Source organism: Pontitalea aquivivens (genome assembly GCF_046507575.1).
GTDB lineage: Bacteria > Pseudomonadota > Alphaproteobacteria > Rhodobacterales > Rhodobacteraceae > Pontitalea > Pontitalea aquivivens.
Map to the genome: position 1 here is coordinate 23,751 of NZ_JBKFEY010000016.1, position 12,575 is coordinate 36,325.

At 65.2% G+C, this 12,575-nt stretch carries 12 protein-coding genes and 1 pseudogene; 8 read left to right on the forward strand and 5 right to left on the reverse strand.

The genetic code is table 11. The annotated features are described in order from the left end of the window. Nucleotides 1–104 precede the first annotated feature (104 nt). Entirely contained in the window at nt 105–2,180 is a 2,076-nt protein-coding gene (locus ACK8OU_RS14655) for a Hint domain-containing protein (RefSeq protein ID WP_410304166.1), read from the forward strand. Between the two features lie 195 nt (nt 2,181–2,375). Beyond that, the gene (locus tag ACK8OU_RS14660) at nt 2,376–2,630 is read left to right on the forward strand and encodes a hypothetical protein (RefSeq protein ID WP_410304167.1); all 255 of its coding nucleotides are present in this window, start codon (nt 2,376–2,378) and stop codon (nt 2,628–2,630) included. Between the two features lie 79 nt (nt 2,631–2,709). Here the strand turns inward: ACK8OU_RS14660 and ACK8OU_RS14665 are convergent, their stop codons facing one another. Continuing rightward, complete coding sequence (locus ACK8OU_RS14665; RefSeq protein ID WP_410304168.1) at nt 2,710–2,907, reverse strand: DUF1127 domain-containing protein; 198 nt, start codon at nt 2,905–2,907, stop codon at nt 2,710–2,712. Nucleotides 2,908–2,992: 85 nt separating this feature from the next. On the opposite strand from ACK8OU_RS14665, the gene ACK8OU_RS14670 reads away from it, so the two are divergent. From ACK8OU_RS14670 to ACK8OU_RS14690, 5 genes are all read left to right on the forward strand, one after another. Then, nucleotides 2,993–4,399, forward strand: a complete 1,407-nt coding sequence (locus ACK8OU_RS14670) for an aminotransferase-like domain-containing protein (RefSeq protein ID WP_410304169.1) — start codon at nt 2,993–2,995, stop codon at nt 4,397–4,399. Between the two features lie 25 nt (nt 4,400–4,424). Next, entirely contained in the window at nt 4,425–4,940 is a 516-nt protein-coding gene (locus ACK8OU_RS14675) for a hypothetical protein (protein ID WP_410304170.1), read from the forward strand. A gap of 137 nt (nt 4,941–5,077) precedes the next feature. Beyond that, the gene (locus ACK8OU_RS14680) at nt 5,078–5,962 is read left to right on the forward strand and encodes an ABC transporter permease (RefSeq protein ID WP_250040717.1); all 885 of its coding nucleotides are present in this window, start codon (nt 5,078–5,080) and stop codon (nt 5,960–5,962) included. Further along, nucleotides 5,959–6,765: an ABC transporter permease gene (locus ACK8OU_RS14685; protein WP_410304171.1), complete on the forward strand. Its 807-nt coding sequence runs from the start codon at nt 5,959–5,961 to the stop codon at nt 6,763–6,765. The genes ACK8OU_RS14680 and ACK8OU_RS14685 overlap by 4 nt, the downstream gene beginning before the upstream one ends. 14 nt (nt 6,766–6,779) lie before the next feature. Beyond that, on the forward strand, nt 6,780–7,856 hold the full coding sequence (locus tag ACK8OU_RS14690; protein ID WP_410304205.1) for an ABC transporter ATP-binding protein: 1,077 nt from the start codon (nt 6,780–6,782) through the stop codon (nt 7,854–7,856). 147 nt (nt 7,857–8,003) lie between these two features. Here ACK8OU_RS14690 and typA read toward each other — a convergent pair whose 3' ends face one another. The 4 genes and pseudogenes from typA to ACK8OU_RS20635 all read right to left on the reverse strand — a co-directional run. Then, entirely contained in the window at nt 8,004–9,821 is a 1,818-nt protein-coding gene (gene typA, locus ACK8OU_RS14695; RefSeq protein ID WP_410304172.1) for a translational GTPase TypA, read from the reverse strand. Between the two features lie 61 nt (nt 9,822–9,882). Then, nucleotides 9,883–10,218: a DMT family transporter gene (locus ACK8OU_RS14700; protein ID WP_410304173.1), complete on the reverse strand. Its 336-nt coding sequence runs from the start codon at nt 10,216–10,218 to the stop codon at nt 9,883–9,885. 1 nt (nt 10,219) lies between these two features. Then, entirely contained in the window at nt 10,220–10,828 is a 609-nt protein-coding gene (locus ACK8OU_RS14705) for a YitT family protein (RefSeq protein WP_410304174.1), read from the reverse strand. A gap of 218 nt (nt 10,829–11,046) precedes the next feature. Next, nucleotides 11,047–11,253: pseudogene (locus ACK8OU_RS20635) on the reverse strand (transposase); the annotation flags it as partial. 108 nt (nt 11,254–11,361) lie between these two features. On the opposite strand from ACK8OU_RS20635, the gene ACK8OU_RS14710 reads away from it, so the two are divergent. Further along, entirely contained in the window at nt 11,362–12,345 is a 984-nt protein-coding gene (locus tag ACK8OU_RS14710; RefSeq protein WP_410304175.1) for a hypothetical protein, read from the forward strand. Nucleotides 12,346–12,575 lie beyond the last annotated feature (230 nt).

The window sequence follows — 12,575 nt, forward strand, 5'->3', positions numbered from 1 at the left end:
AACGCCTTGAAAAAGCCTTGATCGCGCTATAGGGCTTAAACAGATAGGCGGGAATTGGTGACAGGTGCGCCGCGCGATGTTTTGCGGGCGGTTTGGATGCGAGTATGACCTTGACGACGGGAACAAGCGGTAACGACACGCTGACCGGCACGACCGGCGCGGATACGATCATAGGCTTGACGGGCAATGACAGCATTCGCGGCGCGGCCGGGGATGATCTGATTGCTGCCGGACCCGACAGTCTTCTGTCGGTGCTGCGCATGCTCGAATGGTCGAAGCAGGGCAGCAACGGCACCTCGATCGCGGGGGATTTCACGCAAAACACGGGCGGCGTGAATGTGAAGGTCGATTATACCGACCTTGGCCCCGGAACGGGCTTTACCGTCAACACGCGCGATACAGGCTATGTTCAGGCGGGCGAAGGCATCCCCGCAAGCTCGATGGCGATCCTGTCGGGCACCGGTACCGGTAGCGGCAATACCTCCAGCGTCAGGCTGGATTTTTCGGCCGTCGCGGGCAGCGGCTTTGGCGGGGCGGTGGAAAACGTGCTGTTCCGTCTGCAGGACGTGGACCGGGACGATTGGCGCGACAAGGTGACGATTTCCGCGTGGAACGGCAGCACGGCGGTGCAGGTCACGCTGACGGCGTCGGGGTCGGATGTCGTGTCGGGCAATACGGTGACCGCGGCAAGCGGTCAGAACAACTATTCCGATGCCCAGGGGTCGGTTCTGGTCTCAATCCCCGGGCCGGTCACGCGGGTCGAGATCCTGTATGACAATGTCGGATCTTCGGGCAGTACGCAGCGGATCGGCATTTCCAATATCCGTTTCGATGCGATTCCCACCGACAATGACACCGTGTCGGGCGGTGCGGGCAATGACACGATCCTTGGCGGGGCGGGCAATGACCTGCTGTCTGGCGATGATGGCGATGATGTCCTGGCCGGCGGCGCGGGCAATGACACGCTGACCGGCGGGTTGGGCAATGACACGCTGGCCGGCGGGGCGGGCGCGGATTCGCTGGATGGCGGCACCGGTATGGATTTCGCCGATTATAGCGAATCGGCGGCGGGTGTGACGGTCGACCTGGCCGCCGGCACCGGCACGGGTGGCGATGCCGAAGGCGACCGGCTTTATGGCGTGGACGGGATCTATGGCTCGGCCTTCGATGATGTGCTTCTGGGCTATGACGGGGAATCGACCAGCGGGTCGGATACCTTCACCAACGTTTTCCATGGCGGTGCGGGCAACGATTACCTTGATGGCCGCGGCGGTGGCGATTCGCTGTTTGGCGGGGATGGCGACGACACCATCCTGGGCGGCGCGGGCAATGACATCATCGACGGCGGCGCGGGCCTGGACCTGGTCGATGGCGGCACCGGGTCCGACCTGATCACCGTCACCGCAGGCGAGGCGGCGGGCGAATTCATCGAGGGGGGCGAAGATGCCGATGGCTCGGATATCGACGAGCTGATCGTCTATGGCGGCGCCAGGATCGTCTATGACCCGCAGGATTCCGAAAACGGCACGATCCACTGGCATGGCAACAGTACCACCACCACCTTCGCCAATATTGAAAAGGTCACCATCGTGCCCTGCTTTACCCCCGGCACGATGATTGAAACCGTCGCGGGCCGGATCGCGGTGCAGGATCTGCGCGTGGGCGACCGGGTGCTGACGCGCGACAACGGCTATCAGACGATCCGCTGGATCGGCCAACGCGATCTGGCCGCCGCGGATCTGGCCGCCAATCCGCGGCTGCAGCCGGTGCACATCGCGCGCGGTGCACTGGGCGATGGCCTGCCCGAAGCAGATCTGGTCGTCTCGCCCCAGCACCGCATGCTGATCACCGGGCGCCGGGCCGAACTGCTGTTCGGCGAGGCCGAGGTTCTGGTGGCCGCGATCCATCTGGTCGGCCGACCCGGGATCACGCGGCTGGCGGTGCCGGCGGTCAGCTATATCCATCTGCTGTGTGACGCGCATGAGATCATCCTGGCCGATGGCGCCTGGACCGAAAGCTATCAGCCCGGCGCGGCCTCGATCGGGGGGCTGGACAGCGCGCAGCGAGACGAGCTGTTCGAGATTTTCCCCGAATTGCGCGATGGCCTGGCGGAAAAGCTGTGGGATGGCGCGCGTCTGGCGCTGAAGGCGCATGAGGCCCGCGCGCTGTTCGCCGCCTGACCGTCCGACTGCCTGATTGCGCGACTGACTGATCGCGCGACTGATTGATTGCGGGGCGCGGCGGCCCGGCCTGCTGTGGCGCGGCGGACTCAGCGCCGGCGCGAAATCAGGGGCCTGTTCGGCTTTTGATTGACCGGACGGGTCCCCGTCCGGCATGCGTTGACCATCGGTACAAAACAAGAAACGAGCAGTACGATGGCACAATCGGTCTATCACAGCGCCGCGGGCGGGTGCGATTTCCTGGGCCTGCGCAAGGGGCGCACCGGCGCGATGGAAATCGTCTATGACGATGGCGTGGCGCGGCGGCTGGTCTGGCGCGTCTGCGGGGCCGCGAATGAACGCCAGCTGGGCGATGCGCTGGCGCGCGCGGTCAACCAGACCCGCGTGGTCCCCGCGCTTTACACCGAACTGCGCAAGCGCGCGATCACGATCGACGCGGTAGCAGGCTGAAATCCAATAAAAAACGGCCGGGGAAGCCCCGGCCGAGGAAGAGGTACCGTCAGGGGACTGCCGGAACCTGTCTGAATGTCTAGGCGGTCCAGAAGGGGCGTGCGACCTCATGCGCGGCGCGGCCGGCATCGATCCCGATATCACGCAGCAGATGCGCATCCAGCCGGGCCAGCGCCGCACGGCTGCGTTTGCGGTCCGACCAATCCCGGATGACCTGCAGAAAGGCGCGCAGGCCGGGGCGGGCAGGGCGGCGATGCGGAAGGGTCAGGCTGGACATGGCGGGCCTTTTGTGTTGCTACAATCCCCGAAGGGTGGTTAGCCTGTCGATACAAAGTGCAGCCAATCGGGTCCAGAGAAACATTGTGACTGATACAACATGGCTTCCCGATCTGTCGGCGCGGTCGGGTCCGAAATATCTGGCGCTGGTGCGGGCCTTGCGCGATGCGGTGCGCGCGGGCGAACTGGCGGTGGGGGCGCAGCTGCCCACGGTGCGCGATCTGGCCTGGCGGCTGGGGGTGACGCCGGGCACGGTGGCGCGCGCCTATCAGATCGCCACCCAGGAAGGCCTGCTGGAGGCCGCCGTGGGCCGGGGCACCTTTGTCGCCGCGCAGCGCCGCCGCCTTGGCCCGACCGAGCCGCTTTATTCCCTGTCGCGCACCGACCCCGAGGCGACCGGCGTGGTCGATCTGCGCTCGCCCCAGCTGCCCGATGTGGGGCAGGCGGCGGCGCTGGCGCGTGCCATGGCCGCGGCGGCGCAGGACATCGGCTGGCAATATCTGGAATATCCGGGCCTGCGGCGCGATCATTATTGTCGGCAGGCCGCTTTGGAATGGTTTTCCTGTTGTCGTCTGGGCCCGGTCACTGCCGATGATCTGGTGCTGACCCATGGCGGGCAGAACGGCATCAACATCGTGCTGCAATGCTGTCTGCGCGGCGACCGGCCGGTGGTTCTGGCCGAGGAACTGGCCTATCCCGGCTTTCGCCATGCCGCCCGCCTGAACCGGGCCGAGATGGTGCCGATCGCGCTGGATCACGAAGGTCTGGTGCCCGCCGCGCTGGACGCGGCCTGCCGGCGCCACCCCGCGCAGCTGGTCTGCGTCACGACCGAGGCGCAGAACCCCACCGCCGTGCGCATGGGTGAGGCACGCCGGCGCGCCATCGTCGATCTGGCGCGCATCCACGACTTGCAGATCCTTGAAGATGACTGCTACACCGCGCCCAGTTCCGGTTTGCCGCTGCTGCGCGAACTGGCACCCGAACGGGTCTGGCATGTGTCCAGCCTGTCCAAGACGATTTCGGCCGGGATGCGCTTTGGCGTCGTCGTCTGTCCCGCGGGCATGGGCGAGGCCGGGCGGCTGGCCGCGCAGCACAGCTATTTCGGCCTGGCGCGTCCGGTGACCGACATCATCACCCGGCTGCTGACCTCGGGCGAGGCGATGGCGCTGCGCCAGACCGCGCAAGAGGTGATGGCGCGGCGGCTGGATATCGCGCTGGCGGCGCTTTCGGGGCATGATGTGTCCTGGTTGCCGGGGCTGTCGTTCCTGTGGCTGCGCCTGCCGCTGGGCTGGCGCGCGTCAACCTTCGCGCGCATGGCCGAGGCGGAAGGCGTCCTGTTGCGGTCCTCGGACGAATATGTCCTGGTGGATGGGCATGCGCCCAATGCGGTGCGGATCGCCATGGCGGGTGGGGTGCAGGAACAGGTCTTTGCCGGTGCGATGGCGCGGCTGGCGCGGCTGCTGGACAATCCGCCCGGCGATCTGCCGGTCTGACGGGACGGTAAAGGGGGCGGGGCGGATGGCCGAGGACGGATCGGAACTTTTCCTGACGCATTATGTGGGCGGGGTCTGGCGCGCGCCCTTTGGCACGGTTCTGATCGAAAGCGCCGATCCCTTCCATCCGCTGGTGGCGGCCGGGCCGGACGATTTCGCGCGGGTGCGGGCGGCGGCGCAGGCCGCTGCGCCGATCTGGGCGGGGCTTGGGCCCGCGGCGCGCCGCGCGGTCCTGCCTGGCGACTGGGCCGATCTGGCCGGGGCGGGATCGGCCGGATCGAAGGGGGGGCAGCTGTGGCTGCTGCCCTGGGATGATACCTTCACCGTGCTGGCGCTGGTCCGGTTGCTGGTCGCGGGCGATCTGGCCGTTGTGCTGCCCGCGCCTGACAATCCGATGCCGGCCTATCGCCTGGCCCAGGCCCTGCATGAGGCCGGGTTGCATGATCGCGCGCCGCCTTCGGGTGTCTTTGCCCTGCTGGCCGCAACCGATGCATCCGCAGTGGCGGCGGCGCTGGGGGCAAGGCTTGCGACGGGGGGCTGAACGCCCGGCCCTGATCGCGCCCCGGTCGCTGCGCCCCGCTTGCCGCAACGCGCCCCCTTTCCCTTGGCCGTGGCTTGTGCGAACGTGACCCCAACGCGCCGGGGAAAACGAGCGCGCCCGAGGGAGTATGTGATCCAATGGCAACGGGTTCGCGATTGAGCCGGTTCACCCGGTCCGAAGCCTTCAACGGCTATGCGCTGGTCGCGCCCACCGCACTTTATGCGGTGCTGATGCTGGCTGCGCCGCTGGCGACGATCCTGGCGTTTTCCTTCTTCAAAGACGGCTATCTGACGATCATCCGCGAAGTCACCTTTGAAAACTACATCGCCACCTGGACCGACCCGATCTTTCGCGCGATCCTGTTGCGTTCGCTTCTGGTGTCGGGGCTGGTGACGCTGGTCACGGTGGTTCTGGCCTTCCCGATCGCCTATTATGTGTCCTTCCATGTCCGCGCCTCGAACAAGGCGCGCTGGCTGTTTCTGATCACGATCCCGTTCTGGACCAGCTATCTGATCCGGGTGTTCCTGTGGAAGGTGATCCTGGGCTATAACGGCGTGGTCAATTCGGGGCTGGACCTGCTGGGGATCATCGATCAGCCGCTGCAGATGCTGAACACCGTGGGTGCGATCGCGGTGACGCTGGCCCATGCCTATGCGCCCTTCGCGATCCTGCCGATCTTTGTCAGCCTGGAAAAGATTGACCGCTCGCTGCTGGAAGCGGGGCAGGATCTGGGCGAAAGCAAGCTGATGACCTTCTGGCGGGTGACGCTGCCCTTGGCGATGCCGGGCGTGGTGGCGGCGGTGCTTATCGTCTTCATCCCGACGATCGGCGACTATGTGACCCCGGAACTGATCGGCGGGGGCAAGCTGCCGATGGTGGCCAACATGATCCAGGCGCAGATGCTGCCGCTGGACAACAAGCCGATGGGATCGGCCATCGCGGTGTCGGCCATGTCTGTGGTGGCGGTGATCTCGGTCCTGTTCCTGTTCCTCAACCGTCGCTTCCTGAGGGTGCAGAAATGAAGCTTCCGCCCCTGCGCCTTTATGCGCTGGCCTATCTGCTGTTCCTGTATGCGCCGATCCTGTTGTTGCCGATCTTTGCCTTCAACGACGGCACGATCATCGCCTTTCCGCTCAAGGGCTTCACGACCGAATGGTTCGCGCAGATGTTCGCCAACCCCACGCTGGGCAATGCGCTGAAGAATTCGCTGATCATCGCGCTGGGCACGGCGGTGCTGTCGACCACGCTGGGCATTTTCGCCGCGCGCGCGGGCACGCGGTTTGCCTTTCCGGGCAAGGGCGGGATCATGGGGCTGATCATGCTGCCGCTGGTGCTGCCCGAAATCATCGTGGCGGTGTCGCTTCTGGTGGTTTTTCTGGGGCTGGGCGTGCCGCTGTCGGTCTTTACGGTGATGCTGGGCCATGTGCTGATCGCCACGCCTTATGCGATCGCGATCCTGAACACGGCGTTTTCCTCGCTCGACCGCAGCCTGGAAGAGGCCGCCTATGACCTGGGCGAGACGAAATGGGCCACCTTCCGGCTGATCACCCTGCCGCTGGTGATGCCGGGGATCATCTCGTCCTTCCTGATTTCCTTCACGATCAGCCTTGATGAATTCATCATCGCCTTCTTCCTTGCGGGGAATGAACCGACGCTGCCCACCTATATCTTCTCGCAGCTGCGCTTCCCCAAGCAGATCCCGATGATCATGGCGCTGGGCACCGTGCTGGTGCTGGCCTCGATCGTGCTTCTCGCCATTGCAGAATATTTCCGCCGCCGCGGCATCGCGCGCACCGGCGGCAAGGATACCGGAGGCTTCCTGTGAACGACCGCGCCCCCATGATCGAGTTTCGCGACGTCCATAAATATTACGGCGATTACCACGCGCTGCGCGGCATCAATGCCACCATCCGCGCGGGCGAGTTCTTTTCGCTGCTGGGGCCCTCGGGCTGCGGCAAGACCACGCTGTTGCGCACCATCGCGGGGTTTGAGGATATCTCCTCGGGCGTGGTGCTGATCGACGGCAAGGACATGGCCGGGGTGGCGGCGAACAAGCGGCCCACCAACATGGTGTTTCAGTCCTACGCGATCTTCCCGCATCTGTCGGTGGAACAGAACGTGGGCTTCGGCCTGCGCCGCGACCCGCGCAGCCAGGCCGAGAAAGACCGCGCCGTGGCCCATGCGCTGGAAATGGTGGGGCTGAAAGGCTACGGCAATCGCGCGGCCCATGCGCTGTCGGGCGGGCAACGCCAGCGGGTGGCGCTGGCCCGCGCGCTGATCCTGAAGCCCAAGGTGCTGTTGCTGGATGAGCCGCTGTCCGCGCTCGACAAGAAAATCCGCGAGCAGATGCAGGTCGAGCTGATCAAGCTGCAGCGCGAGGTGGGCATCACCTTCGTCCTGGTCACCCACGACCAGGAAGAGGCGCTGGTCATGTCCGACCGCATCGCCGTGATGTTCGAGGGCCAGATCGCCCAGCTGGCCGATCCCGAAACGCTCTACCGCCGCCCGAATTCCCGCCAGGTGGCCGATTTCATCGGCGTGATGAACTTCCTGCCCGCCCGCGTGCTGGGCGAAACGGGCAGCCATTTGCAGGTCGAGGTGCCCGGCCTCGGCCAGGTGCAGATCGAGGCGGCCCAGGCCTCGGCCGCGCCGGCGGGGGGCGAGGCCTCGGTGGGCTTCCGCCCGGAAACGCTGACGCTCCTGTATGAAGGCCAGACCGCGACCGACCGCGAAACCCCCGGCACGATCGACGAGGTCGTCTATTACGGCGACATGACCTATTACGACGTGAAACTGGACGGCGTCGACCGGCCGGTGCGGATTTCGATGCGCAATGTGTTCGGCCGCCCGGTGCTGGACGTCGGCACCCGCACCCGCGTTGCCTGGTCCCCCGGCGCGCTGGTGCTGTTCCGGTAAAGTAAAAGGGGGGCTCTGCCCCCCTCGAGCCTCCGGCTCTCACCCCCCGGAGTATTTCGACCAAGAAGAAGCAGAACGACTTTTCCTTCTTCTTGGCAAAAATACTCCGGGGGGACCGGGGGGCAGCGCCCCCCGGCATGGCCGCGCTCACTCGGCCTTGGACATGCGCTTGCGTTCGTGCGGGTCCAGGTAGCGTTTGCGCAGCCGGACGATCTTGGGCGTGACCTCGACCAGTTCGTCATCGTCGATATAGGCGATGGCTTCTTCCAGGCTCATCCGGACCGGGGGGGTCAGGCGCACGGCCTCATCCGTGCCCGAAGCGCGGACGTTGGTCAGCTTCTTGCCCTTCAGCGGGTTCACCTCAAGGTCGTTGTCGCGCGAATGCTCGCCGATGATCATGCCGGTATAGACCTGTTCCTGCGCGCCGATGAACAGTTTGCCGCGCTCTTCCAGGTTCCACAGCGCATAGGCCACCGAGACGCCATTTTCCATCGAGATCAGCACGCCCTGACGGCGGCCCTGGATCGGTCCCTTGTAGGGCGCCCAGTCGTGGAAGATGCGGTTCAGAACGCCATTGCCGCGCGTGTCGGTCATGAATTCGCCCTGATAGCCGATCAGCCCGCGTGACGGCACATGGGCCACGATCCGGGTCTTGCCGTGGCCTGCGGGGCGCATTTCCACCAGGTCGCCCTTGCGCGGGCCGGTCAGTTTCTCGATCACGGCGCCGGAATATTCGTCATCCACATCGACGATGACTTCCTCGATCGGCTCCAGACGCTCGCCGCCTTCCTCGCGGAAGATCACGCGCGGGCGCGAGATCGACAGCTCGAACCCCTCGCGGCGCATGTTCTCGATCAGGACGCCCATTTGCAATTCGCCGCGTCCCGAGACCACGAAGGCATCGCCCGAGGGTGTATCCTCGACCCGGATCGCCACGTTCGATTCGGCCTCTTTCAGCAGGCGTTCCCGGATCACGCGCGACTGCACCTTGTTGCCGTCCCGCCCTGCCAGCGGGCTGTCATTGATGCCGAAGGTGACCGAGATCGTCGGCGGATCGATGGGCTGCGAAGGGATGGCGGTCTCGACATCCAGCGCGCAAAGGGTATCGGCCACGGTGGCCTTGCTCATCCCCGCGATCGACACGATGTCGCCGGCCACGGCCTCGTCGATCGGTTGCTGCGACAGGCCGCGGAAGGCCAGGATCTTGGTGCAGCGGAACTGTTCGATCCGCTCGCCGGTGCGCGACAGCGCCTTGAGCGTGTCGCCCACCTTGAGCCGGCCCGATTCCACGCGCCCCGTCAGGATGCGGCCGATGAAGGGGTCCGCGCCCAGCGTCGTGGCCAGCATCGAGAAGGGCTCGGCCTCGCGCGCGATCTGTCTGGGGGGCTGCACATGGCGCACGATCAGGTCGAACAGCGCGGTGAAATCCTTGCGCGGGCCATCCAGCGCCTCATCCGCCCAGCCGCCGATGCCGCTGGCATAGACATGCGGGAAGTCCAGCTGTTCATCGCTGGCGCCAAGGTTGGCGAAGAGGTCGAAGACCTCGTTCAGCGCGCGGTCAGGCTCGGCCGCGGGCTTGTCGACCTTGTTCAGCACGACGATGGGCCGCAGCCCCAGCGCCAGCGCCTTCGAGGTGACGAATTTCGTCTGCGGCATCGGCCCTTCGGCTGCATCCACCAGCAGGCAGACGCCGTCCACCATGGACAGGATGCGTTCCACCTCGCCGCCGAAATCGGCGTGGCCGGGGGTGTCGACGATGTTGATCCGCGTGCCCTTCCATTCCACCGAGGTCGCCTTGGCCAGGATGGTGATGCCGCGTTCGCGTTCGATGTCGTTGCTGTCCATCACGCGTTCGGCGACGGCCTGGTTTTCCCGGAAGGCCCCGGATTGTTTCAGAAGCTGGTCGACCAGCGTGGTCTTGCCGTGGTCAACGTGTGCGATGATCGCAATGTTGCGAAGGTCCATTCGTATCCGCCGTTTTATGCTGCGCCGCCGCGCATAGTCGAAAACGGTCGCAAAGACCAGACTAATGCGTGGCCGAACCGGAAAAGACGTTGATGACGACGATGCCGGCGATGATCAGCGTGATGCCCAGCAGTGCGGCGCCATCCAGAACCTGGCCAAAGAACAGCCGCCCCGCGCCCGCGATCAGGATGATCCCGATCCCCGACCACAGCGCATAGGTAACGCCCAGCGGCAGATCGCGCAACACCAGCGCGAAGAACCAGAAGGCCGCGCCGAACCCCACGAATACCCCGACCGAGGGCCAGAACCGTGTGAATTGCTGACTGGCCTGCAGGCAGGTCGAGCCGAAGGTCTCGAACAGGACGGCGATCAGCAAAAACAGATAGGTCTTGGCCATGTCACGTCGCGATGTAGCGGTCGCGCCGGTGATTGATGGCGATCACCATGTTCAGCACCAGCGCCCCCAGAAAGGACCAGGCCACGGTCTGCACGTCGCGCAGGCCAAGGGCCAGCAAAAACACCGCCACATCGAACAGCAGCTGGGTCCAGCCGGCGCGAAAGCCGGTTTTGTCCTGCAGGTACAGCGCCACGATCCCCACACCGCCCAGGCTTGCCCCGTGGCGAAACAGCGCCAGCAGCGCCGCCCCCGAGACAAACCCGAACAGCACCGCGCCCGCGCCCGGATGCAGCAGATCAAAGCTGACAAGGCGCGGCAGGATCATCGTGCCCGCCGACATCAGCGCCACCGCCGCAAAGGTCTTGGCCACGAAGGCCCCGCCCATGCGCCGGTAGCCAAGCCAGTAGAAGGGCAGGTTGATCACGAAGAAAACCGCGCCAAAGCTCCAGCCGGTGGTGTAGGAAATCAGCACCGCCAGCCCCGCCGTCTGGCCGGTCACCAGCCCCAGATGCGTCAGGATCACGATGCCGAAGGCGGCCATTGCGGCGCCGTAGGCAATGCCCTGGGCGTCGTCCAGCAGGCTGTGTCTGTTTGCGCCATCCCCGGCCATGGTTCCCGTCCCCGACTTTCCAGCCCCCTGTCAATCATTTCATCCCCCCCGGTGCAAGGGGCAGGTCCGGGATCCGCGCGCGGCGGGGGCCGGGGACCACGCGGCGGGGCAGGGATTGCCAAGGCCTTCGCAGTGCGCCGGGCGGCTGCCGCAGGGGCCTGGGTGTGAGCGATACCTGAACTGCGGCTCCTATTGCCTGCGAGGGTAGGGCGGCGGCCGATCTCCTCCATCATTTTCTCTTGGAAGACCTCTGTTGGGGTCTTCCAGCCCAGACACTTCCGGGGCGTATTGTTGAGCTGATCGCAGAGCTTCTTGCGTTCGTGATCCGTCATCTTGTTGATGTCGCGCTTGCGGGGCAGCCATCTGCTGACGCGCCGGTTGGTGTTTTCCACCGTGCCTTTCTGCCAGGGCTCGGCGTGGTCGCACGCTGCCCCTGACCATCACCATGCCACATGGCTGCAATCTGAAGGAGCAGACGGAAGAAAAGCAGCTGATCGGCGAGAAGTATCTGCGCCGGTGGGGAGTTGTGGTCGATGACCCGATCCTCATCGACGATTGATGGGCGGTCTGCCCGGCTTTTCGTCAGCATCGTCGAGACGAAAGGCGCGCGTATCGCCGGGGCCGTCCTTCACGACTATCACGTGGCCAGCGCCACCCCTTTGATCGGCGCTGGTCTGGTGCCGGACGCGCCGGTCCCGGTTGCCACCTCTCTGGTTGGCCATGAGGACGAGCCGGTAAATCCGGAATGGTCGCCAGAGCAGCGCGCCTGCGGATATTTCAGCCCGGCAGCGGGATGGGTAACCGTCGACAACGAACGCCTGCAGGTTTTCCGCTTCGATGCCAACGCGTTCCTCGGTCGGCTGACATCTCGCCTTGACCTGCCGCGCTTCGCCCGCCCGGCAGAACGTATTCCGGGCCTTCTATCGGATTTGGGCGACGTCAGACTGCCCGGGCGCGGTGCCCGTGTCCCAATCTGGTATGCGAGACGGCTGACGGATCGCGATACCTGGCAGCAGGTCGCCAACTACCTCGGGGGGCGTCCGCCCGCAGATTTCAGGGTGGTGGTGACCACCTCGGCGACCCGTGATCTCGCTGAGGCGGACCTGTCCCGGTATCAGTTCATCGCGCTGGGGGATCTGGAAGCTGGCGGTGCGGCACTGGTCATCGAGCCAACCTATCTGGCCGCCCAGCTGAAGGCCGGCACGGCGACCCATGCAGGCGATCCCGTGCGCCACGCCGCCGGGTTCCGTCATCTGTGGGTGGGCGCACGGGAGTTCAAGTTTGGTGGCGACAAGAGGCGGCAAATTGTCGAGTACCTCTTCAACGCATGGGACGGTGGCGAGAAGAGCGTCAGCACCGAAGTCATGTTTGCCGATCTCGAATACGATGTCTCTAGCCGCATGCGGGACATATTCAAGGGCCACCCCGATTGGCGCGATCTGATCGAGACGACGGGGGGATCCTGTCGGCTTCGCATCAGGGAGCTTCTGGAGGCCGAAAGTCCTAACGCCGGTTGATTGCGCTGTCGGTGAAACGGCGCATGTTCCGTGACCTGGTCGAACAGCGGTGCCACGCGGGATAGTGCACGGCGCTCTGGAACAGCGCGCACTGAAAACGTTGCGCTATTCTAGATCTGCCGCGAAAACGACAGTCTTCGTCTAATGCGGCTCCGTAATGCTTTGCACGATGGGCGCTGCCCAGATCGGCAGGCTGCCGCTGTTACGAACGAGATCCTTTTTCACGGCAT